The sequence below is a fragment of the Prevotella pallens genome (genome assembly GCF_900454935.1).
Lineage (GTDB): Bacteria > Bacteroidota > Bacteroidia > Bacteroidales > Bacteroidaceae > Prevotella > Prevotella pallens.
In genome coordinates this window covers 1971105-1996419 of record NZ_UGTP01000001.1, presented here as the reverse complement: position 1 = coordinate 1996419, position 25315 = coordinate 1971105, and the positions used below count along the sequence as shown (strand labels likewise).

The following is a 25315-nucleotide window of genomic DNA, read 5'->3' as shown; positions in this document are numbered from 1 at the left end:
AGTTTACGATTCTATGAAATGTTTTATAATTTTATAGGTTTCACACTTAGCTTTTTCCAAATCGTCGTTCACAATAATATAATCGAATTTATTAGCAAATGTCAATTCATGTTCAGCTTTTGCCATTCTATATTCTATAGCCTCTGCCGAATCAGTTTGTCTTCCCATTAAACGTCTGCGAAGTTCGTCGATAGAAGGCGGTTGAATAAACAAACTTAATGCTTTTTCGCCGTAAAACTGTTTTATGTTGCAACCACCTTTCACATCAACATCGAAGATTATATTTTGTCCTTTTGCTATTTGGGTATTAACCTGACTTTTTAAAGTACCATAAAAGCGGTCGGTATAAACTTCTTCGTACTCCAAAAAATCGTTATCGTTTATCTTCTTTTTAAAAGCTTCGGGACAGAGAAATATATATTCTACACCATCTTTCTCTGTGCCGCGTGGTTGTCGTGTAGTACAACTTATAGAGAAAGCTAATTTTAGTTCGGGGTGTTCTTTCATTAACCATTGTACAATGGTACTTTTACCAGCTCCAGATGGTGCTGAGAGAATTATTAGTTTACCTTGCATTTGTTGTTCTTTTACAGTACATTCAGCACTTGTTCTTTTATTTGTTCCAGCTCATCTTTCATTTTAACCACAATATTTTGCATTTCGGCTTGGTTACTTTTTGAGCCAGTTGTATTTATTTCGCGTCCCATTTCTTGAGCAATGAAACCCAATTTTTTTCCAACACCGTGTCCTTTTTCCTGCATTGTTTCGCGGAAATAGTTCAGATGGTTTGCTAAGCGTTGTTTTTCTTCGTTAATATCCAGCTTTTCTATGTAGTAAATTAGTTCTTGTTCTAAGCGATTTCTGTCGTAATCTACTTTTGCAACTTGCTCTAATCCCTCTATAATTTTTTCTTTTATCTTTGGAACACGGCTTTCTTCGTAAGGTTCTATGCTTTTTAGAAGAGCTTCTATGTTATTAATTTTTTCGTGGAACTTACGTTCAAGTGCAGCTCCTTCTTGTTTACGGAAATCTATAAGACATTCTACAGCTTTATTGATAGCTTGTTTTGTAACATTCCACTCGTCTTCCTCAAGAATTTCAATTTCTGTTTTTGTTGTAACGTCGGGTAAATGTAACAATGTAGAAAACCAGTCGTTTGGTTCAGGAATTCCTATTTCTGTAGCAATATTTTTTATTTGCTGATAATAGTTTTTTACCAATTGTACATTAATAGGTGTGGCATCTAAAGCAGCATCTTTTTCTATCCAAAGCGAAAAATCTACTTTGCCACGTTCCAACAAATTAGCAAGAGTTTGCCGTACTTCCATTTCCTTTTCCCTATATAAAGGAGCAATACGAGTTGAAAGATCGAAGTTCTTGCTATTTAGCGATTTTATTTCAACACTTATTTTCTTTTCTTTGTAGGTTACAACAGCCTTGCCGTATCCTGTCATTGATAGTATCATAGTCCTTACATTTTATTATTGCAAAAGTACGAAAAAGAGATGAAAGCACCAAATAGGCATTAAATCCTTTTAAAAAGATACTTAATGGAGCCCAGTGTTATGGTTCTAAACGTGTTATAACCACTGTTTCCATAAATAAAAATCTTGTAAATCGGTGAGCATGTGAAAGAATAATCCAATTCCAATAGGGCGAATCCACCACGGTAGTTTTAGCTTTTCGTAGGGCAATACGCATAAAAGCGCATAAATACAAACCATAAAATAGGAGTGGAGAGGGTGAAAACCTACGCTACAACGGTATGGATTAAACATAGGCGTAGCCAATAAATGGTCTATATCTACAACCATTGTTGCTAACATAATCCAAAACGCCTTTATTCTGTGCTCACGTTTAAAAAATTGTGCAAACAATAAAGGAGAAAGAAAATGTAGCCCGTAGTGTATAATAGCTCTTAATAATGCGATTGACATTGCTTATATTTAATTGTTAGAGATATGCAAATGTAGTTTATTTCTTTATAAATTCCATTGTTTTATTGGAAAGATGCAGTTTATTTATTCTTTTTTTATGTTTCGGGAAAGCATTCCCACGTTATGATAAAGCCTGAATAAGTTTGATATTATGTATTTACTTACAATATTCGTATAAAGTTGGATACTATTAAAATAATGTAGGTACAACTCTTAAAAGAGCCAATGAATTTGTTATTTTTATTCTATACAACCATCTGTAAACTAACTTTTATATCATTCTTTGAAGCATCTTTCTGTTGTTTCGTTTAAAACTCTTATCTTTGTAATACGAAAAAAGGTAGAATGAGAGTATTAATTGTAAATACAAGTGAACGAACGGGTGGGGCAGCAGTAGCTGCAAATCGTTTAAAAGATGCATTGAATAAAAATGGAATAGATGCGTCTATGCTTGTTAGAGATAAGTTGAGTAACGATAAAACAGTATTTGCTATTAAAAATAATTGGCGTACAAGATGGAACAAATTGTGGGAACGTTGGTGTGTTTTTTGTCATTTACGTTTTTCAAAGCGAAATCTTTTTGCGATAGATATAGCAAATACAGGAACCGATATTACCCAATTGCCAGAATTTAAGAATGCAGATATTATTCATTTAGCCTGGGTAAATCAAGGTTTTTTATCGCTCAACAATATAGAAAAGATACTAAATTCGGGAAAACCTCTTATATGGACAATGCACGATATATGGCCAGCTACAGCAATTTGCCATATAACATTAGATTGTCGAAAATTTGAAACGCAATGCGAAAAATGTTATTTGTTACCTCTTCCTATTGGGTGTGATATTGCAAAAAGAACGTGGCAACGAAAGGAATTAATAAAAGGACGTTCACACATTATATATATAGCATGCAGTAAATGGCTACAGAACGAAGCTAAAAAGAGCGCATTAATAGGAACGAATGTCATAGAAAGCATTCCAAATCCTATAGATACTAATATCTTTTGCAAAACTAATAAGAACGAAGCACGTAAAAAATTAGGCTTGCCTACCGATAAACGTCTGATACTTTTCGCTTCTCAACGCGTAACAAATAATAATAAAGGTATGAGCTATCTGGTTGAAGCATGCGAGAAAATGGCAAAACAGCATCCAGAAATATTAGTAAATACAGCAGTGGTTGTACTTGGTGGACATGCAGAAGAACTATGTAATAGCTTTAGATTGCCGATGTATCCATTAGGTTACGTGGTTGATACTCAAAAAATAGTAGACGTTTACAATGCTGTAGATGTGTTTGTTACTCCATCTTTATCAGACAATTTGCCCAATACAATTATGGAAGCAATGGCATGTGGCGTTCCTTGCGTTGGTTTTGAAGTAGGAGGAATACCAGAAATGATAGATCATAAGTGCAATGGATATATCGTTCGTCTGAAAGATTCTGCCGATTTAGCCAATGGTATATATTGGGTTTTGAATATTGCCAACTATAATGAGTTGTCTGCTGAAGCGATAAAGAAAGTCAAAGAGAACTATTCGCAAACACGTGTAGCTACACAATATATAGATATTTATAAGAAAGCACTTACTAATTCAAACTATAAACAAAAATGATAACATTTTCTGTAGTAACCATAACATATAATGCTGCCGATGTATTAAAGCCTACACTCGATAGTGTATTACGACAAAGTTTTCCCACAATAGAACATATAATTGTAGATGGGGCATCAACCGATAACACTTTAGCAATAGCAAACGCTTATAAAGAACTATCGGATAGTGCAGAAAATGGGCACATTGTTCGTATAAAGAGTGAGCCAGATAAAGGTCTTTACGATGCAATGAATAAAGGTTTAGCACGTGCAAATGGCGATTATGTAGTGTTTTTAAATGCTGGCGACCGTTTTCCTACTGCCGATACAATAGAAAAAGTGGCTTTAGCAGCTGAAGTTGGAGATGGTGAAAAACGTCCAGTTGTAGTGTATGGAGATACAGACATTATAGATGAAAAAGGAAATTTCTTATATCATCGTAGATTACAGCCTCCAGAAAAACTAACTTGGCGTTCGTTTCGTGATGGTATGTTGGTATGTCATCAAGCTTTTTATGCTCGATTAGATATAGCTAAGAAGATTCCCTTTAATACACATTTTCGTTATTCTGCCGATATAGATTGGTGCATAAAAATAATGCGTGAAGGCGAGAAAGAAGGACTGTTATTACGAAATGTTCACGCTGTGATAGCCAATTATTTGGAAGAGGGACAAACAACAAAACATCATCGAGCATCGCTTTATGAGCGTTTTCGAGTTATGTGTAAACATTATGGCGTGTTTCCAACAATAGCAAAACATGCTTGGTTTGTAGTTAGGTTGTTTACAAAAAAGTAATATTATTAGTATTTCTGCGTTATTTCTATAAATCAAACTTTCTGATGATATGAAAATAAAGATTATTTGTACGCTACTATTCTTCCTGTTTATAGGAATTGGTACACGTATGTGCGCACAGACAAATGCTGTTTTAAACTATCCGATGCCTGCAAAAAAGCAAGTTTCTACACAGAAGCAAATTAAACAATACACAGGAACGGAAGTTAAAAGACATACTTACAATACTATAGACAATAATATCAATACAACTGATACTATATTGCATAAAAAGAATACATCGGAAGAGAAAATAAAGCAAGGACTTAGTACCATTGGAGATGGAATGGAGCTATTTATGGAGCGAGAGTCTGAAGCTATTGGACGAATAGCTGGTAAAGCTGAAAAGAATGGAAAAAAGTTTCTAAAAAAGATAAGCGATGCTGGTAAAAGATTTGGAAATAAACTAGGAACGACACTCAATAATGCGAGTGATGCAGTATCCGATCGCCAGATAAATAAGAAGAAATAGTAGCATTTAGTATATTCCTTTGGTATTATTAGATATTTTAGGTACTTTTGTACAATGGTAGTAACATTGCTTTTGCATACGTTCGTTATTCTACAATGCACTTATGAACTCACAAGAAAATAAGAAACCAACATACACTAAAATTGTTGCAATTTGTGCTGGAGTACTTTTCTTTGGCTCAATATTGCTTTCAGTGCTTATGGCTACACGTACAATGGCACCACCACGCAAGTATGAAGTAGATATGGCGGGAACAGTAATAGGCGTAGATACCACATCGAAGATACCAGTATTAACAAAAGAAGAAGCGAAAGAAGTAGAAGTAAAAGAAAATAAGAAGGTAGATTATGTTGAGACAGAAGATGCTAATAGCAATGTAAAAGGTATTCCAGAACCCGATCCAATTAATGTTTCAGCTACGCCACCACCTTCAACAAAAGAAGAATCAAACGATAATAGCACAACATCGTCTGATATTAAAACACCTAAGGTAGAACCAATAGAATGACGAAAATAAGTGTTTTTACTTTGAAAATGCTTAAACTCGCTTAAAATAAGCTAAAGCTTTCTTACTTCTATAGCTATCTGCAACAAAATGAATATCTTTGTACAATAAGCAGGCATAATGTGTCTGCGCTTGCTGAATGTAGCAAGTTGATTTTTAAAAAGTATAAATAAAAAACTATTAGTAATATGAAAAAGACCATTTTAGTATTAACCTTGTGTGCTGGCGCACTGTTAATGACAGGCTGTGCTAGCAAGAAAGATTTGCAAAACTGCCAATCAGAAAATCAACGATTAACGAGTGAATATCAGAATGCAAAGGAAACAATTGCAGCAAATAATGCTAGAATTAGAAGCTTAGAAGACCAATTGGCTCAGGCAAAGGCTAGTGCTGCAGCATTGCAAGGTAGTCTTGATAAGAGTTTGAATAATGCAAATTCAAACAATATCAATATATCTAAGTTGGTAGATCAAATAAATGAGAGTAACCAATATATCAGACATCTTGTGGAAGTAAAAACGAAGAGCGACTCTCTTAATCTTGTTCTTACCAACAATCTTACTCGGAGCCTTAGCAAAGAAGAACTTAAAGAAGTTGATGTTCAAGTGTTGAAAGGTGTAGTCTACATATCTTTGGCAGACAATATGCTTTATAAGAGTGGTTCGTACGAAGTAAACGATAGAGCAGAACAAACACTTAGCAAGATAGCAAAGATTATTACCGATTACAGAGATTATGATGTTTTGATAGAAGGTAACACAGATAATGTACCTGTAAACACACAAAGTGCACAGATGAAGAATATTCGTAACAATTGGGATCTCTCTTGTTTGCGCGCATCATCAGTAGCACAATACTTGCAAAATCATTTCGGTGTAGACCCAAAACGTTTAACTGCAGGCGGTCGTGGCGAGTTTAATCCTATTGCAACCAACGATACAGAACTTGGAAAGCAACGTAATCGTCGCACACAAATTATAATTACTCCTAAGCTCGATCAGTTTATGGACCTCATTGGTAAGGCTCCAGAGTCTGCTGAGAAATAGAATTAATTTGGTTTAACAATAGATAGAATTTCAAAATCTCCTGCAAATCTATCTCACATTTAAATTATATAGGCGATTGATGAAACGCTATACCATTGTTGCATTGTGTTGCTATGTAATTTACTATGCGGGTAAATCGGTTGGCGAAGCAACTTATTATTTGCTACATTAGGATTGAGAAAAATCTATCAATAGAAAAGTCTTCAAATGTGCAATATGCAATATTTGAAGACTTTTTTTATAGTCGTTTTATTTGTTCTTACCTCATCTTTCTCTGTTTCCGCTCATAGTTTTGCTTCTTTGTTGAGTCTTGTTTTAACAGTTGATAAAGTTGTCTTCAATCAGTTTTTCAAAGCTATTGGCAAGCGTTTGCTTTTCTTCAGTGTCGTAGTCAAAGAGTATAACCTCGCCATTCGGCGCTATTGCTATTGGATTACCTGCTCCATCATCAGAGAAAACAAGACAATTATTTATTTCAGGGAAGAGATTTGCCGTATTAAAAAGATTCCGCGCATTCATCGTTAGGTCAATAATAGTTTCTTTCCCTATTGATGTTCCGTTCTTAAAAGCATAAATAGCTATGCCTGCATACGCACCTCCGAAATTCAAGATAAACTCTTTATAGTCGTTATCTATTGTTAAGTGAAGTTCTTTTTCGGCATTTTCAATTTCTTCGTTGGTAGCGGCAACGCCCAATAGAGTTGGATTTTCTTTAAAGAAGGCGCTCAATTTCTTAATAATGCTTTGCTTCATACTTTTATTTATAGTTCTCTAATTCGCTTTGAATATCTTTAACCATATCTGTCATAGATACATTCAGTCCATAACCGTTGGCAACTGGAAACACCAAAGCATTACTAACGTTGTTTGCTTGTAGCTTTTTTATAATTGTTTCTAGAAATTCGTTAATCTCAAAACTTTTATACGAAACACCTTTCATTCCCCTTGTGTTTGTTGCATAGTGTTCAGCAAAGTCTTTAAACGGAAACAATAGTATATAGAGCTTGCCATTCTTTGCTTCGTTCAGCACGATATAATCGTCTTCATAAAGCGTCCATACTTGTTCCCAATCGCATATTCGTTTTACAAAGTAGTTGTAACGTTTCTCTGGCGATAGTGCTATTACAGCTTCAAGTTCTTGTTTAGATACTTTCATCGTTTCTTTAGTTTAATACAAATTATGGTATATTGACGTAATGTTCTCTAATGTCTGCATCGTCAGAGTGTGCACATTTTATTTTCAAATCTATTGGCAAGTCGGTCCGAAGACAGATTGCAACTTTGCAAGCCTTGTCTCCTTGCTCATAAATCAAGCGCATCAATCTTTCGTCTAAACCGTTCTTTTCTGCAATTTCTGCCAGAATGCTATAGGCTAAGTCGTTTAATGGCTTCTTCAGCAATTCAGTAACGATAAGTTCAAAGTCTGGTATTTGAATGTCCAGGTGTAGAGATATATTTGTCGAAGTATCCCATACGTTGCTCAATTCTTCGAAGTTACAGAGTATTTTCTCCTTATTTATATATAATATATCCATTTGAACGATTTATTATATTTGTATATGACTCTTTCGATTACTTGAAATTATTTCTTAGCTCCAGCAACAGTTCGGTTGTTATTTTACTGAAAGGAATATACTCTTTCACTAAGTATGAGTTGTCGGGTATATCCTTTTCAGGATCTCCTCTGTACACATAGCTTTCACCATAGCGATGCAATACAAACTCTTTTCTTTTTGTGTCGTATCGGAATGTAGTGTAAGTTAATACGAAATAGAACCCTGCACAGTACGAATCTTCTACTGTAAAGTAATGTCCTTTAACTTTTATATCGCGGAAGCCATCGGCTGGACAGTTATCGTCTATGGTAAATGTGTTAAAACGTGATATCTCTTTACCATTCTTCAGCAATATAATAGCAACAGAATTGCCCAATATAGTATCGTTATTTTCCTTTTCGTTGCCTCCCACTTCTATGGAATATACTTCTCCCTTGCCAAAATTCATTTTACATTGAGGCGAATATTCATATTGTGCTAAAGCTGGTAAGATGTTATAACAGATAGCTAATAACAATAAAAGAATAAATTTCTTCATCTCTTGTTGCATGTCTATGGTTGGTTTTTATATCTATATGTTGATGGACAACAATAAGTAAATAACAGTTGCAAATATACGAAATATTATTTGGACTGGTTTTGCTTGGTATAAAAAAATGTAGAGTGAAATATTAAATACATAAATATAAGATAATAAGAACGGCATTTGGAGAACGAACAATGAATATTTCTGTAAAACCATCTAAGTGGCATCAAATTAGTTAAGACTTTATGTAGCAAGAATATACAATTTTTGTGCAATATAAGAACCTCTTTGCGTATTTTCGTTGATTTATATCAATATTTATCTTTTTTAGGCAAAACAATCTTTGAAATATTTGCAGGAAGTTTAATTTATGCGTACCTTTGCATTGTCAAAAGGTTAATAGATTGTTTAGGTTAGTAGTAATAGATTTAGGTTTTTAGTTATTTTTTAAAGGTAAAAGTTTAACAGGTTGTAATAAAGGGTATCAGGAAATCGTGAGATTTTCTCTATTCATAGACTATAACAATTTAGTTAAACAACATAAATGCGGAAGCTCGTTGAGAGTTTCCGTATTTGTTTTATATATCGGTTATAGAATTTTCTTATTCTTCGTACATACATATTTAATAAATGTTGTGGCTTTGCTTAATTTGATATTTGGGTTTGCAACACAACAATAGCCGAACTTTGCAGTATGGCTAAATTCGGCGTTATACATTGTTGGTTAGGCTTTTACAATAATACTTAAATAGCAACATAACATAATAAGAGAATTCATACAGTTCAACAAAAGAAATATTTTTTAGGTGTTAGAATATAGCCTCATAAAGGTTGTAGTTTTTTATGATATCTAATTTGCAACTTACAGATATCTAAGACGATTGTTACAGATATCTAAGACGATCGTTTCAGATATCTAAAACAAAGGTAACTGTATTCTACATTTTTTTATCACCATAAGAAAAATTTTAATTACTTGCTGGTTAGGCAGTAAGCACTATTTATAATTTATTAGCATATTTCCAACTGTGCTGTTATTTAACCCTATAACAAAGGCATAGCAAACAGTAGCAAGATAGAAAGAGAAACAAACTGCAACCATAAAACAAGAGGTAACCGAAGTTGTAGCTGAAAAGGTATGAAGGTGCTACAGTTTACCCCAAATCACTCATTAGAACCTAAACAAATTTTGTTTTATTATCGAGCAGATTGCCTGTTGCTGCAATGCAGGCGTAGCGGATTATGTAAAGTTACAAAGACAGACAAGATACCGATAAGAAAATAAAAGATGTTAGGAACAATACCATAGTGATAAGAACTATATATATTGTAGTCTAATGACCAATTTTGGTTTAATAGTCGTTTTGGCTTTGCATTAGTTTTTTTAGACTAAATAAATACAGTAACTAAATTTGCTAACTATCCTAAAAAAGGAAGTTTTTTCTTGTTCTTTCTTCGATTAAAGTGTATCTTTGCAAAAGAAAATCTTATAAATAAGAGGTATACTAATTATATTTAGCACCTCTATGATACACACCTAATTACATAAAACGAATATGATTCTATTTTTCTTGGCTTCTTACGATACAGTAATTGCTACTGAAATCGACCATAATCCAACAAAGGAAGAGATTGAAAAGTTGAGTTGGCTTTACGGCAATGCAAAGTTAATAAACGACAAGCAACTGTCGGGTTACTATCTTGGGCCACGTCGCGAAATGATAACCCCATGGAGTACGAATGCCGTTGAAATAACTCAGAACATGGGTATCAACGGCATTTCGCGTATAGAAGAATACTTCCCCACACAGTCTATGGAGGCAAATCCAGATAGAATGATATTCAGAAACTACGATGGATTAAATCAAGACATTTTTACTGTAGACATTCAGCCAGCCGACATAAAATTTATTGATAACCTAGAAAAGTTTAACGAAGAAGAGGGATTGGCACTGTCGCCAGAAGAAATAGAATATTTACATGAGGTAGAGAAGCAAAACAACCGTCCATTAACCGATTCAGAAGTGTTTGGTTTTGCACAAATCAACTCCGAACACTGCCGCCATAAAATATTCGGAGGAGAGTTTGTTATAGATGGAAAGAAAATGGAAAGCAGCCTTTTCAACCTTATAAAGAAGACTACAAAAGAAAATCCGGGCAAAATTTTGTCTGCATATAAAGATAATGTAGCTTTTGCCGAAGGTCCAGAAATAGAACAATTTGCTCCAGAGAACCAAAGCACATCAGACTATTTTAAGATAAAAAACATAGAGAGTGTAATCTCGTTAAAAGCCGAAACTCACAATTTCCCCACCACAGTAGAGCCTTTTAATGGCGCTGCAACGGGTACGGGTGGCGAAATTCGCGACCGTATGGGTGGTGGCGTAGGTTCTTGGCCAATTGCTGGAACTGCAGTTTATATGACGGCATACCCACGATTGAAAGACGAAAATGGAAAGACACCAGCTTTACGCGATTGGGAAGACATTCTGCCAGTGCGCAAATGGCTGTATCAAACACCTCAACAAATACTTACAAAAGCTTCTAATGGAGCAAGCGATTTTGGTAATAAGTTTGGCCAACCATTGATTGCAGGTTCTGTTTTGACTTTCGAACATCAAGAAAATGGTGAAAAATATGCTTACGATAAAGTTGTAATGCTTGCTGGAGGAGTAGGCTACGGAACAAAGCGCGACTGTTTAAAGAAAGAACCACAGCCAGGAAATAAAGTAGTTGTGGTGGGTGGCGATAACTATCGCATAGGACTTGGTGGAGGCTCTGTTTCATCGGTAGATACAGGTAGATATTCAAACGGAATAGAATTGAATGCAATTCAGCGTGCCAATCCAGAAATGCAGAAGCGTGCTTATAATCTTGTTCGTGCATTGGTAGAAGAAAACGAAAATCCGGTTGTTTCTATTCACGACCACGGTTCGGCAGGACATTTGAACTGTTTGAGCGAATTAGTGGAAGACTGCGGAGGCAAAATAGAAATGGATAAATTGCCTATTGGCGATAAAACATTAAGCGCAAAGGAAATTATAGCAAACGAATCGCAAGAACGTATGGGCTTGTTGATAGACGAAAAACATTTAGACCACGTTTGCCGTATAGCTGAACGCGAACGCGCTCCGATGTATGTAGTAGGCGAAACTACAGGCGATGCACACTTCTCGTTTGTTCAGAAAGATGGTGTGAAACCATTTGATCTTGATGTTGCGCAGATGTTCGGACATTCGCCAAAAACTATAATGAAAGACGAAACAGTAGAGCGCAAGTACGCTGACGTTACTTACAATATAGAAAAGATAGACGATTACGTTGCACGTGTGCTACAATTGGAAGCCGTTGCTTGTAAAGATTGGCTAACAAATAAGGTAGACCGCTCAGTTACAGGACGCATAGCACGTCAGCAATGTCAAGGACAAGTGCAATTGCCACTATCCGATTGTGGAGTAGTAGCTCTCGACTATCGTGGCTATAAAGGTATAGCAACAGCCATTGGACACGCTCCACAGGCAGGATTGGCATCGCCAGAAGCAGGGTCGGTACTATCTGTAGCAGAAGCCTTAACCAATATAGTATGGGCTCCGCTTGCTGAAGGAATGGATAGTATTAGTCTTTCTGCAAACTGGATGTGGCCTTGTCGTGCACAAAAAGGAGAAGATACACGCCTTTATAGTGCAGTGAAAGCATTGTCAGACTTCTGTTGTGCCATTGGTGTTAATGTGCCAACAGGTAAAGATTCGCTATCGCTCACACAACAATATCCTAACGGTGAGAAGATTGTTTCGCCAGGAACAGTTATCGTTTCAAGTGGAGCAGAGGTGAGCAACGTGCGTAAGGTGGTTTCGCCAGTGTTAGTAAATAATAAGAAAACACGCTTATACCATATCGACTTCAGTTTCGATGAACAGCGTTTGGGTGGATCTGCCTTTGCACAAAGTTTAGGAAAGGTTGGCTCTGACGTTCCTACTGTAAAAGAACCACGCTACTTCTGCGATTGTTTCGATGCTATTCAAGAGATGATTCAACGTGGTTGGATACTTGCTGGACATGATATTTCGGCTGGTGGTATGATTACAACACTGCTCGAGATGACCTTTGCAAATCCTGAAGGCGGATTGAATATTAATTTGCACGATATGCAAGGCGATGACATTGTGCGTAAGTTATTTGCAGAAAATCCTGGTGTTATTATTCAAGTTGCCGATGAACACAACGATGAGGTAAAGGCATTCTTAGAAGATAATTGTATTGGTTTTGCACGCATTGGTAATCCAAATACTAAGAATAGAATGCTAACCATTACTGACGGAAGTTGGAAACACGAATTTGATATTGATGCTTTACGTGAGAAATGGTATGAAACATCTTATTTGTTAGACCGTAAACAAACAGCAAACGAATTAGCAGAGAAACGCCACAACAACTATAAGGTACAGCCTATTGAAATGAAATTCAATGCAGACTTTACTGGTACGTTGCAACAGTATGGCTTAAATCCAAACCGTTGGAAAGATAATGCACCTATAACTCATCAAACTCCAAAGGCTGCAATTATTCGTGAGAAAGGAACAAACGGCGACCGCGAAATGGCATATAGTCTTTATCTCGCAGGCTTCGAGGTGAAAGATGTTACAATGACCGACCTTATCTCTGGGCGCGAAACACTTGAAGAAGTAAATATGATAGTGTTCTGTGGTGGCTTCTCTAATTCAGATGTACTCGGTTCTGCTAAAGGTTGGGCGGGAGCTTTCCTCTATAATCCAAAGGCAAAACAAGCTCTCGACAAGTTCTATGCCCGTAAAGATACACTCTCACTTGGTATTTGTAATGGCTGTCAGCTTATGGTAGAACTGAACTTAATTAATCCAGAGCATAAGCATCGAACACAACTGGTGCATAATGATAGTCATAAGTTTGAGAGTGCTTATTTAGGACTGAACATTCCAGAGAATAAGAGTGTAATGTTTGGCTCGCTTAGCGGTAATAAACTTGGTATTTGGGTGGCACACGGAGAAGGTAAGTTTATGCTTCCAGAGCCTGAAGACCGTTATAATATTGTGGCAAAATACAATTATGCACAATATCCTGGTAATCCGAATGGCTCTAATTATAATGTGGCAGGTATTTGCTCAAACGATGGTAGACACCTTGCAATGATGCCTCATTTAGAGCGTTCAATCTTTCCATGGCAACAAGGTTGGTATCCTATGGAACATCGTAACGACGAGGTTACTCCATGGATAGAAGCATTTGTGAATGCTCGCAAATGGGTAGAAGAACATCTTCATTAAGTCGGAAGAGCGAATACTAATTTTATTTAGTGTATTGCTAAAGCGTGAAAACGCACTTTTCGACGAGTGAGAATCGAACGATAAGAATAATAAATGTTAGACAACAAAAACAAAGAACTTAACAATGCAAGCCTATCTTCTTCTGAAAAAGAAGAGAATGGGCTTGCCATTTATTGGAATGCCTTTAAAACATTCTTTAAAATAGGAGCCTTTACACTTGGCGGAGGCTATGCTATGATTTCTATTATAGAGAGTGAAGTTGTAGATAAGCAAAAATGGATAAGTAAAGAAGACTTTGTAGACCTTATAGCGGTTGCTCAAAGCTGTCCCGGTGTATTTGCTATTAATATAAGTACCTTCGTTGGATACAAAATCCGAAAGACTCCTGGTGCATTGTGCACCAGTTTGGGTACAGCACTTCCTTCTTTCCTTATAATACTTCTTATTGCTATGTTCTTTCATCATTTTATGGACATAGCTTGGGTAGCGGCAATGTTTCGTGGCATTCGTCCAGCAGTTGTTGCATTAATAGCTGTGCCAACGTTTAGCCTTGCGAAGAGTGCTAAGATAACTCTCGCTAACTGTTGGATACCAATTCTCACAGCTTTGCTTATTGCTTATTTAGGCGTGAACCCTATATATGTGCTTATTGCAGCCGCTATTGGTGGCTATTTATATGGTAAATTTATTGTTCCAACCGAATAGCGATGATAATATTTCTACAACTCTTTTATACATTCTTTATTATAGGATTATTTGGATTTGGTGGAGGTTATGGAATGCTTTCGCTTATTCAAACAGAAACTGTAATGCATCATCATTGGTTGTCGTCTGCCGAATTTACCAACATTGTGGCTATATCGCAAATGACACCTGGCCCTATTGGCATTAACACGGCTACATATTGTGGCTACGCTGCTGTGCACAATATGGGACTATCCAACACAATGGCTATATTTGGTAGCATTACCGCCACGTTTGCTTTAGTGTTACCTTCGCTTATTTTGATGCTACTTATCAGCAAGATGTTTCTTAAATATATGAAGACACCTGCTGTTCAATCTATATTTATGGGATTGCGCCCAGTAGTGGTAGGCTTGTTGGCTGCTGCTACTTTGTTGCTTTGCAATGCCGAAAACTTCTCGCTGCCAAGTATAAATGTGTGGCAATTTTCTATTAGTATAGGTTTGTTTATTGCAACTTTTATTGGAACTATGTGGTTAAAGATAAATCCAATTAGAATGATTTGTTATGCTGCAGTAGCGGGAATGTTACTTCTGTATTAGCCTCTTAAAGCACATTAATATTTTATAGATACGATATAACTCAAACTGAAGAATAAATACAAGAAAAATTATGTTTAAACTAAAACAAGTGCTGCTTTTAGTAGCTCTAAGCGTTGCTTTAGCTGTATACGCACAAGGTCCTAATGGTACAGGAACGTACTATAAAGGCGCAGATGGATTCTCTGGTAAAACTTTAAAAACAAAGTTGTATCATATAGTGGGAAAACTGCACACTACTGATTATAACGGATTGTGGCAAACTTACAAAACAACAGATAAGCGTCCAGATGGCAAATTGTGGGATATGTATTCTAAAGTAACAAGCTACGAAATTGGTAGCTCTTCGCAGGGGCACCCTTCCGGTCGTGAAGGCGATGGTTATAATCGTGAACATTCCGTACCAAAGAGCTGGTTTAACAAGCAAACTCCAATGCACAACGATGCTTTCCATGTGGTTCCGTCAGACACGTATGTAAATAGCGTGCGAGGTAATTTACCTTATGGCGAAAACAATGGTGAAATGTTTAAGGGACAAGGCAACTTTGCAAAGAAAGGAAAATGCACTACCGCTGGTTATACAGGAACAGTGTTTGAACCTGCCGATGAATATAAAGGCGACTTTGCACGTATATACTTCTATATGGCTACAGCTTACGAAGCTGCCATTGCCAATTGGAAATCACCCGTAATGAGCGGCGACGAATATAAGCCATACGTAAAGTGGCAAATGGATATGCTGTTGCGTTGGGCTAAAGAAGACCCCGTGAGCCAAAAAGAAATTCTACGCAACGAAGCTGTTTATAAAGTTCAGGGAAACCGCAACCCTTATGTAGACTATCCCGGATTAGAAGAATATGTTTGGGGAAATAAGGTAAACGATAAGTTTAGCTACGACCATTACGTTAGCCCGAACCCAGCAAACCCTACCGATATAGGAGGCGTTTATCCAGGACATAATGGTGAAAATCCAACAGAACCTGTTAATCCAGAAAATTCTACCGATAAATATGTGTTTAAAAAAATAACCAAAAGTAGCGAACTACAGCCCGAAACACAATATATTATTGTATGCGAACAAGCAAACACAGCACTAAGCAAGGCTGATGGAACAAAAACATCAAGCTTTTATGCGCCTGCAAATGTAGAAATAAACAACTCTACCATAACAACCGCAGTTGATGGAAACAACACCCCACACCAAATAACCATAAGCGGAACAGATGGCGCATACGCATTATACGATGTTGCTGGAAAAGTTTACCTTATAAGTAAAACAAAAAAGAATGTGTTAGAAGGCGTAACAAATAAATCGGCATCGTGGACCATTACTTTCTCTAACGATGGAAATGCCGAAATAAAGTCGAACTTATCCGACAACCGTTCCATATTCTATAACACACAAATGGCACGTTTTGCTACTTACACCACAACCACACAGAAACCAGTGCAACTATACAAATTTGTTAAAGTTGTAACCGGCATAACAAATGTAGAAAACAATACACATAAAAACACATCGGGCGTTTATACGCTCTATGGACAAAAAATAAGTAACAAAGCCGAAACATCTCATTTACCCAAAGGCGTATATGTTGTAAATGGAAAAAAAGTGCTTGTAAAATAAAATATACAACAATATCTCTTGTACGAGCCGTACAGCTATAGTGGCACAAAGCAAAATAAGTGTTTTAACTTTGAAACCACTATAGCTATATGGCTTTTTTCATTAAAACACAGATGAATATTAATAAGAAATGAAGAGAAATGTAATTAATATTTTTAAATTTCTTATTATTATTTTGAACATAACCAGCATTTCTCACTTTTAATATAAGAAAACAAGAGAGAATAAGGGCAAAAGAAAGATAAAGTGGAAAATATTTTGCAATAAATTTGAACGTAACGCTTTTTTCTTTTACATTTGTAGTAACTTTAGTCCATAGTGTATTTCTCTATTTTTTAATATAGAGTTTCCTACATTAACTTATAAACAATTGTAACTTCGCTAATTGATGAAATTCATTACTATCATATTGTTCTATTTGTGCTTGTGTACCATCTGTAATGCACAAGTTAAATTTATAGGTAGCGTAAAATTACATAATGGAAGTCCTGTTGAAAATGCCATTATTATAGCTAAAATTCCATCAGAAAAAGGAGAACGTATTGTTGCCAATACAAGAACCGATGAACAAGGACACTATGCTTTTACACTTTCAAATAGCAGTCCGCAAATTGTTTTATATATTTCCAACTTCAATATCAAACCCATTCGAAAGGAAATAGCCAATATTTCTCAAACTTTAGACTTTGTTGCAGAATCGCAAAGCATAGAATTAGAGGAAGTATATGTAAAACCGACGATTATAAATGCCAAAGGCGATACGCTGACTTATCATCTTTCTCATTTTAGAGATAAAAATGACAGAAAGCTCCGAGAAACCTTAGAACGTTTACCAGGAATTACCATAAACGATGCAGGAAGAGTATTATATAATGGTAGGGAAATTACAGAATTTCAGATAGAAGGGGGCAATCTTTTTGAGGGAAAATATTCTATAGCACTTGAACGTATAGACCCAAAAGATATTATTGCAGTAGACATAATGCAACACCATCAGCCCATACGTGCTTTGCAGGGTAGCCGTATTACAGATGATGTAGCACTTAATGTGAAACTTTCTCCAAATTCAAAAAACACTTTGACTGGAAAAATGGAAGTTGGTGGTGGTTATAGAGAAGGCAACAAAGATAATTTAGCTTATACCGCACGATTATATGGAGGTTTATTTAATGCCAAACATCAAATTTTTGTCACTGCTTCGGCAAATAATAGTGGCGAACAATTAAGAGATATTTATGCCGTGCCTTTAACCTCGCTATCCAGTAATTTACTTTCTTCTCCCACACCACAAAGTGGTATGCTCAACAAGAATGATTATATGACAAATAAGAGTGAGGCGTTGTCAATAAACGGACTATACAATAAAACTCCTGATTCCAAATGGAATTATGCAATAATAGCAATGAACGAAAATACCGAAGGGTGCGCAAGTATGGAATATACTTATCATATTAACCAACAAGAGAAAACGCATAAACGAAGTTTTGAATTTGGAAATAATTACCGAAATATAGATTTCCTTCTTAAATACGAACAAAATAAATCGCGATATTTTTTTATGAACAAATTGGTTGGAACTTGTAATAGAGAGTTGCCATTCGTACAACAACTTATACAAACTACACAACTTGACGAAAGTCTCAACCAAAGAGAATTTGCACTTGATAATAAATTAAGGTTAATATACAAATGGAACGAAGTAAATGGACTGGATACGCAGTTCAACTTACAATTTACCAATAGTCGTGAACTGCTCTTTTTAGCACAAAAAGCGAGAATCAACTCTTTGCCACAGCCCACAGCACGGCAAGAAGTAAAGCAAAAATTCTATTACGCAGAACTGCGACAAGAGATGCTTTCTACAATCAGACTTGGCAATTGTACATTCGATCCTTATTGGTTTGGCATTGCTGATAAAAATATGCTATCTACTGCATTGTATTCTTCAGGTTTATTTTCTCCAGAAAGTAGTTTTGCTTTAAGTGACGATATGCATTATAACCGTGCGAAAGCTGGATTTGGTTTATCGTTTCAGTCGGTTATGGCACATTTTCGAATCTATGGATATATTCCGTTAGTTTATTCACATATCTCCGTATATTCTCCTTATATCACCCCCAAAAAACATTCACTACATATCCTTCCGAATTTAACGATAGAACGCTCTTTGTTATCTCATATTTCGCTGCAATTACAATGGTCTAGAGAGGTTCACGACAATAAACCAGAAGATTTTTTGCAAGCTTTTATTATCCGTAACAGCTACGAGCAGACTCGTGCAAATATAAACGATATAACTTCAACAAATAATCATTATCTTTCAGCAAAAATCAATTATGCCAACGCTTTCAAATTACTCTTTGGTAATTTACGCATAAATTATAATTATCTGAACAGCGATATGATGACAAATAAAGTGGTAAAGGATAACCACATAGCACTTTATCTTATTCCACTGAATTTTGATACCCATTCATTGAGTTTAAGTGGCGAGTTATCGAAAGCTTTTTATTGGAAGAAAACAAACGTGGGTTTAAAAGTAAGTCATACACGGTTTTCTTCTTCACAAATGCTAAATGATATTAGTTATCCCTTTCAGATCAATGAAAGCAGTTTCTCTCTGAAGGGAGGTATTACGCCTGTAAAAGGTTTGCTCACCGAAATTCAGATGTTTGTCAACCGAAGCTGCATGTCAGAACCCACCAATAAAAATACCAACATTGTTACAACTCGTGCAATGTTAATAGGGAAGATAATGGCAACGTTCAGAAAATGGAGTATTTCCTGCAACACCTTATATTCGCAGCAAGACCATACACATACTTTTCTCGCAAATGCGAAATTGTATTATAAGACAAAATTAGTTGAATGGAGTTTAAACCTTCGTAATCTGTTCAACGCACAACAACTGAATATAGTTTCGGTTAATGCACAAGAGCAGCAGCGCAACACATTCTTTCTTGTGCCACGCAGTATGATTCTTTCATTAAAGTTCAACCTATAAACTTATTAGATAATATGAAATCTTCTTTTAAAAACCTTGCACGTAGAGGAAGTCTATTTCTTTTCCTAATTGGTTTGTCAGAAACCTCCTTCTCACAAGCATTTGTGTTTGGCAATTCTCCTTCGTATACGGAATTAAATATGAAAAATAAAAAACCGCTTGATACAGTACTCTTAGAAGTGCGTTACCAATTCACATGGACTTATGCTAACAATTCGCAGCCACATACAGAACAACGAACTTTATTAATTGGGCGCAACCATATCTATTCACGTAACGAAGCACTCTATCAAAATGATTCTGTAGCAACATCACTCATTGCTAAAGGTGCAAAAGGAGTACCGCTCTATTCTAACCCTACTATTCCATACGAAGTTTGGACAAATATACAAGCAAAGACAGTAGAAATAGGTTATCGAGTGCCTTTCGACAATCTAATTATATCGTTTATCCAACCAGCCAATGAATTACAATGGAGTTTCTTCGAAGATGAAAAACAAAAAATTTTAGGTTATGTTTGCTCAAAAGCAACAACAACCTATCGTGGCAAAAACGTAGTTGCATGGTTTTCTGAAGAACTTCCATACGATGCCGGTCCTTATTGTTTTATGGGATTACCTGGATTGATTATGAAAATTGAATTAGAAGGCGCAAGTTGGCAAGCAATAGGAATTAGAAAAGGTAGAAATTACGAACAAATTTATACATTTGCACGTCCGCAGCAAAAAATGACACGCGAAAAAGCCATTAGTTTTCTTACCAACCTTTACAACGATCCTGTAGCAACTTATAGTGCACTTGGTGTAGAATGTAGTTCTACTGAAAAGCCAGACCAAATACTTACTTCGGGAAGTATTAAGTGGGAAATACCTAATTTAATGAAAATGGAGCGATGAGTCTGAAGATGATGACTATTGATAAATTGAGATTTATCAGCGAGGCCTCACAGAATGATAAAAGTTCCTTAGGCGTAGTCGTTGCTCCTACATTAGATTGTGATAACAAATCCTTAGTTATACTATCGCTACCACAGTAGTTGCTCTTGTTTTAATGATCCTAATTGTAAGAAATGTTTTTATCTTCCTATTTGTAATGGTAAATGTTCATGGTACCAATTAAAAAACAAATACAGCAGCCGATAGTGTAGATATAGCTATTTTTGTCAAATTCGATAACAAACGTCCTGGCAATATAACTGAACAAATGCTCTGTCTGCAATTACCTAATGGTACATTTAAAAATTTTTTCATTAAAACACAGATGAATATTAATAAGAAATGAAGAGAAATGTAATTAATATTTTTAAATTTCTTATTATTATTTTGAACATAACCAGCATGTCCCACTTTTAATATAAGAAAACAAGAGAGAATAATGGCAAAAGAAAGATAAAATGGAAAATATTTTGAATAAATTTGGACGTAACGTTTTTTTCTTTTACATTTGCAGCGTAATGGAATGATAGAGCTTTTCTTTTATATTAAACAACGAAGAAACTCTTGTAAACCGACAATCACATTAGAATAAAAGAATACATTAACAATTAAACAATTTATTTCCGACCAATAAAGACAAAATAGTCCCTAAAAGGTTAAGAATAAAAAGAAACTTAAAAAATCACCAGAATTTAATATGTTGCTATTTTGCAAACGTGTAAATAACTAATGATAGAAAAATAAATAGTTATGAAAAACAAGATTTCATTTTACATACCTTTTATATTATTACTCCTTTTAAGTATTCCTGGTAATGCACAAACTCTAAAAGGTAGAATTATTGAAGCCAATTCCTCTCAAACTCCAATAGAGTTTGCTACAGTCTGCCTTTATAATAATGAAAAGAAAATAGTTCTATCTTCGCAAACAGATAAAAATGGAGAATTTGTTTTTCATGTTGATAAATTACAGCTTAAAGAAGTCTATGAACTACATGCTTTATATATAGGTTACCAGTCTATAATAATGAAAATAGTTTACAAACGTTGAGTGATATGGGAATAAGTTGTTTGTAGAAGACGGAAGGACATGGTAAATATTTGCCTTTTCTGCATTCTTATCTTGTGCTTTATCCCTTTATGTGAGACCGTCCGATTTTGGACAGTCATACCTTACAAGTGTATAAGCCTTTGTTCTTTTTCCAATCTACGTATTTAACGGGAGAGCCACAATGAGAACTATTTTTATATTATACTCTCTTTATAAATGTGTTCTCTACATTCTTATTCAGTAAAGGTTCCAGATGAAAAAAGAGAGGCTTGGTATTGTTTCCAGCCTCTCTTTTACTTACATTATTGTGGGAACCTATTCAAATTTCTGTACCTGCATGCCTACATAACGTTCATAGTAACTACGTACATAGACATTATCCATGTTCGATTCATCTATCGTAAAGCGAAGACAGTTGGCTGATATGACCTTACCATAACCTGCACTTCTGTCACCATTGTTAACTGGATTTGGTGTACTTGCCCAGTAATAGCCACTAACTCCTAAACCGGTTAATTTCCCATCAACGTATTTTCCAAGTGCCGGAAGATAGAAATAACTACTTCTTACTGATGCTTCTGGTTTGCCAGAGATTGGTACACTATATGGAATATCTTTACCTAAATTCCACGTAAATGCACTTGGATAGCTCATCGTAGAAATAAAACCTGGAATTTTACTCTGTTTCTTTAGCCAGATGCCTCCTGCATAAAGATGGTTTGCAAATACCCATAAAGTTTTGTTATCCACCTGTGGAGATCCTCCTTCAATATACCATGTAAGTGCTTCGAAGGTCGGCTGATCCTTGCATGAGTTTATAGCCTTTGTCTGGACATTATGCGTGAATGCAGTATTGTACCATCTTGAGTCCGCTGATGATTTTGCATAGTTTGTATTTGCAGCGTTGTTGAGTAAAGGCTGACTGCTTGCAAACCCATCCCAATAATTTTTCTTTGCATCCCACATGTAATAATTGGACTTGCAAGAAGTATATGTCGCCATGCCAAGGTCAGTCTTGATTACCTGATTCTTTCCAGCAATACAATTTATACCACTATATGTATATGAAATAGTGCTTTTTGTACCAGTTACGGAATCATATAGAGTATAAGTAACCTTAAAGGTTGAGTAAGTTCCTGGAGCTACAACCATTATGGCTGCATTCTTAGATGCTGTAGCGGTAGTAGGAATAGGGAAACCAGTTGTTGAACTTGTTCCGTTCAAAGTCAAGGTTACGCTGTTAGAAGAACTATTTGCAGCTCCTAAACCGCTGTCGCTAAAATTGAACGTTCCAGCAAGCTTTTCATCGTTAGCCGCTTTAACTTCGATTTGTGTTACTACAGCAGAAGCATCCAACGCCTCTTTTGAGTAGTATGGCATAAATGTTATGTACGAAGCCTCATGACTGAGAGTAAACTTATAGGATCCATCTGTTTGGCGTGTTGCAGTACCGACACCGCAGTCTCCAACAGTTCCTAACTGAGTCGCATTGTTGGCTACGTCCTGATTCTGACTTGTTGCTATTGTAACAGTGTTACCTGAAGTGTTTGCGTTTCCTGTGTATCTAACAGGATAACTCTCTGCCGTATAAGTTCCATCGAAATAGAACTTTGCAGAAGCTGTTGTTGATGTAATATTGTTGGAACTACTTGCTGTTAGTGTAGGAGATGTTGTAGAGCCACTATTTACCCAAATATTGTCGTTTGTAGTCCAGTAGAAATCTACCCCTGAATTATAAACGCCTGAGGTACGTGTCTTAGCCTCCGAAGTAATAGAGAAAGAAGTCTTACCTGTTAAATCCTTATCCTTAGCACTATTGCTATAATCCGCGTCACTTACATTGTCATTAGAACAAGCCGTCAGCCCCATAAGCAAGCATGTAGCAAACAAACTTGTGAACTTGTTAATCTTCATAATTCTTATTGATAATTATTTTGAGTTAATCTGGGTCAACATCATACGAGTTAGTGTTGTCATCATCTGCCTTTTTGTGATCAGACACAAAGGGTGAGTTTGTCCCCATGATTGGTTCTGCCGATACAGGAATAACTGAAAGCTCGGGGCAACAGTATTCCTTTTTTACATAATTTTTTCTTTGCATATCTGTTTTTTTTTATAGGATTATATCCTCTCTAATCTACATGCGGCATCTCTGTAAATCACATTATTTATTGATAGATGTCATCGAATTAGTAGGGCAAAAGTATTTATACTTTTTTAGATAAACAAGTTTACCCCCTCCGATTTAGATAATAAAAATTACATTTATAAAATATTAACCTAAACTTCTTATCTTCTGCTACATTTTTGGCGTATAGGTCACATTTTTACCATAAGTCTCTTACATCAAAACTATTCGATAAAAATATAGCTGCCAGAAAGAACTTGCCTTCTAACAGCTATATGATATTACCTAAAATCTAATCGTTTACATTTTTCAATTATTTTATGTTTTGAACTAATCGGCTCATACATCCCTGATTAGAAACGGACCTATCATTCGACCTAATATATGTGTATGTAAATCTTATATGCGCCACGCTGTTTGTGTTATAAGAAGAAGTGGAGAAAAGAATCCATCAAAACTTATTTTCCTGTCATTGCTATCATCATCTTTAAGCATGTAATCATTTAATATTTACTCTATTACGCGAATTGTTAAAAGTGACAGCAACTTAAAACTAAAACTAACTGTATATAAATAGTCATCCCTTAAAAACTATATTTCAGCATAAAGCTTGTATTGACAAGCTCTATGCTGATTCTTTTTATAAGGTACAAAAGAACTCTCATTGCTCTTTTGAAGTTATATGCTGCCGCAGCTAATAATACATTGATAGCATCTCCTTTCACACCTTTATAAAAGTTGCGAGATAATCGGTGGTCTGCTTTAAGATGTCCTACCGTTGGTTCTATACCAGCTCGTTTACAATCTGCCTTAAGAGCTTTCTTACGATTCTTGGGATGATTACGAAAACGTTGGGAACGGTAAATGCCTTTCAACGTACGCGTATAACTCTGTCGTAGAGGAAGACTCTTGTCATGAACGATCTTCAGAACGTTTTTGATTATCTTTTTATGCAACTTCGCATCTGTAGGATAGGTTATATTCTTCTCCTGCACGGTAGAATCAATGAAAGCCGTATCAAAATGATCTTCGTTATCATGGTCGGTATTAACGCGGATGCTTTCTGCTAATATTAACTCCATACCTTTTTCACCGATACGATTTCTGAAGTGAACTAACTCGGAAGCGTCACAGGGTTGTTTGGGCATAAATTCAAGTCCACCACAGAAATATTGGTAGTAAGCATTCTCGCTCCATTGAGAAACCACCATTTCATCTGAAACATTACGCAAATGTTTTAAAATTAAAAGGCCACACATCAAGCGAATAGGATGAGCGGGGCGACCATTAGTACTGCAATACAATGGAGAGAAAGCATTTTCAAAACATTCCCAATTAATCTTATTACTAAGTTAGAAAAGGGGATGTTGATGACTAAGCATGTCTTCTAAAGAAGAGAACATAGAGAGCTGTTTAGATGTACGTTTAAGCATAAATATCTGCAAGAATTATAGTGTAAAGGTACAAAAACTTGCAGATATTTGCAAATAATTTATAGCATAATATAC

20 protein-coding genes and 1 pseudogene are annotated in these 25315 nt (G+C 35.7%); 12 read left to right on the top strand and 9 right to left on the bottom strand.

Features of this window, described 5'->3' with window-relative positions:
- Window positions 1-3 precede the first annotated feature (3 nt).
- From gmk to DX009_RS08325, 3 genes are all read right to left on the bottom strand, one after another.
- Window positions 4-576: a guanylate kinase gene (gmk, locus tag DX009_RS08335; RefSeq protein WP_115083669.1), complete on the bottom strand. Its 573-nt coding sequence runs from the start codon at window positions 574-576 to the stop codon at window positions 4-6.
- A gap of 11 nt (window positions 577-587) precedes the next feature.
- A complete protein-coding gene (locus tag DX009_RS08330; RefSeq protein WP_115083668.1) occupies window positions 588-1466 on the bottom strand; it encodes a YicC/YloC family endoribonuclease in 879 nt (292 codons plus the stop codon).
- Window positions 1467-1580: 114 nt separating this feature from the next.
- Window positions 1581-1937, bottom strand: a complete 357-nt coding sequence (locus DX009_RS08325) for a DUF6122 family protein (RefSeq protein WP_006044253.1) — start codon at window positions 1935-1937, stop codon at window positions 1581-1583.
- Between the two features lie 345 nt (window positions 1938-2282).
- Here DX009_RS08325 and DX009_RS08320 point away from each other — a divergent pair, with 345 nt between their 5' ends.
- The 5 genes from DX009_RS08320 (at window position 2283) to DX009_RS08300 (ending at window position 6398) form a co-directional block, all read left to right on the top strand.
- A complete protein-coding gene (locus DX009_RS08320; RefSeq protein WP_006044254.1) occupies window positions 2283-3557 on the top strand; it encodes a glycosyltransferase family 4 protein in 1275 nt (424 codons plus the stop codon).
- Window positions 3554-4336 (top strand): glycosyltransferase family 2 protein, encoded by a 783-nt coding sequence (locus DX009_RS08315; protein WP_006044255.1) that lies wholly within the window; start codon window positions 3554-3556, stop codon window positions 4334-4336. The genes DX009_RS08320 and DX009_RS08315 overlap by 4 nt, the downstream gene beginning before the upstream one ends.
- 49 nt (window positions 4337-4385) lie before the next feature.
- On the top strand, window positions 4386-4847 hold the full coding sequence (locus DX009_RS08310; protein WP_115083667.1) for a serum opacity factor: 462 nt from the start codon (window positions 4386-4388) through the stop codon (window positions 4845-4847).
- 103 nt (window positions 4848-4950) lie between these two features.
- Entirely contained in the window at window positions 4951-5355 is a 405-nt protein-coding gene (locus DX009_RS08305; RefSeq protein ID WP_115083666.1) for a hypothetical protein, read from the top strand.
- 185 nt (window positions 5356-5540) lie between these two features.
- Complete coding sequence (locus DX009_RS08300) at window positions 5541-6398, top strand: OmpA/MotB family protein (protein WP_006044258.1); 858 nt, start codon at window positions 5541-5543, stop codon at window positions 6396-6398.
- A gap of 315 nt (window positions 6399-6713) precedes the next feature.
- On the opposite strand, the gene DX009_RS08295 is transcribed toward DX009_RS08300, so the two are convergent.
- Genes DX009_RS08295 through DX009_RS08280 form a run of 4 tightly spaced genes read right to left on the bottom strand, consistent with a single transcriptional unit; the run spans window position 6714 to window position 8492 of the window.
- Complete coding sequence (locus DX009_RS08295; protein WP_115083665.1) at window positions 6714-7151, bottom strand: SMI1/KNR4 family protein; 438 nt, start codon at window positions 7149-7151, stop codon at window positions 6714-6716.
- 4 nt (window positions 7152-7155) lie between these two features.
- Complete coding sequence (locus DX009_RS08290; protein WP_115083664.1) at window positions 7156-7554, bottom strand: DUF2750 domain-containing protein; 399 nt, start codon at window positions 7552-7554, stop codon at window positions 7156-7158.
- 22 nt (window positions 7555-7576) lie between these two features.
- The gene (locus tag DX009_RS08285) at window positions 7577-7933 is read right to left on the bottom strand and encodes a hypothetical protein (protein WP_115083663.1); all 357 of its coding nucleotides are present in this window, start codon (window positions 7931-7933) and stop codon (window positions 7577-7579) included.
- A 37-nt stretch (window positions 7934-7970) separates the two neighbouring features.
- Window positions 7971-8492, bottom strand: a complete 522-nt coding sequence (locus DX009_RS08280) for a hypothetical protein (RefSeq protein ID WP_115083843.1) — start codon at window positions 8490-8492, stop codon at window positions 7971-7973.
- A gap of 1544 nt (window positions 8493-10036) precedes the next feature.
- Between DX009_RS08280 and purL the strand changes: the two genes are divergently transcribed.
- From purL to DX009_RS08245, 7 genes are all read left to right on the top strand, one after another.
- Window positions 10037-13780, top strand: a complete 3744-nt coding sequence (gene purL / locus DX009_RS08275; protein WP_115083662.1) for a phosphoribosylformylglycinamidine synthase — start codon at window positions 10037-10039, stop codon at window positions 13778-13780.
- Window positions 13781-13873: 93 nt separating this feature from the next.
- Window positions 13874-14485: a chromate transporter gene (locus DX009_RS08270; protein ID WP_006044266.1), complete on the top strand. Its 612-nt coding sequence runs from the start codon at window positions 13874-13876 to the stop codon at window positions 14483-14485.
- 5 nt (window positions 14486-14490) lie between these two features.
- Window positions 14491-15066 (top strand): chromate transporter, encoded by a 576-nt coding sequence (locus DX009_RS08265; protein ID WP_115083842.1) that lies wholly within the window; start codon window positions 14491-14493, stop codon window positions 15064-15066.
- A gap of 70 nt (window positions 15067-15136) precedes the next feature.
- Entirely contained in the window at window positions 15137-16690 is a 1554-nt protein-coding gene (locus DX009_RS08260) for an HNH endonuclease signature motif containing protein (RefSeq protein WP_006044268.1), read from the top strand.
- Window positions 16691-17078: 388 nt separating this feature from the next.
- Window positions 17079-19694, top strand: coding sequence for a hypothetical protein (locus tag DX009_RS08255; RefSeq protein WP_115083661.1), 2616 nt, complete (start codon window positions 17079-17081; stop codon window positions 19692-19694).
- A gap of 14 nt (window positions 19695-19708) precedes the next feature.
- Entirely contained in the window at window positions 19709-20590 is an 882-nt protein-coding gene (locus DX009_RS08250; protein ID WP_115083660.1) for a GLPGLI family protein, read from the top strand.
- A gap of 789 nt (window positions 20591-21379) precedes the next feature.
- A complete protein-coding gene (locus DX009_RS08245) occupies window positions 21380-21679 on the top strand; it encodes a carboxypeptidase-like regulatory domain-containing protein (RefSeq protein ID WP_115083659.1) in 300 nt (99 codons plus the stop codon).
- 315 nt (window positions 21680-21994) lie between these two features.
- Here the strand turns inward: DX009_RS08245 and DX009_RS08240 are convergent, their stop codons facing one another.
- Window positions 21995-23593: a fimbrillin family protein gene (locus tag DX009_RS08240; protein ID WP_115083658.1), complete on the bottom strand. Its 1599-nt coding sequence runs from the start codon at window positions 23591-23593 to the stop codon at window positions 21995-21997.
- Window positions 23594-24391: 798 nt separating this feature from the next.
- A pseudogene (locus DX009_RS08235) lies at window positions 24392-25240 on the bottom strand (transposase).
- Between the last annotated feature and the right edge of the window lie 75 nt (window positions 25241-25315).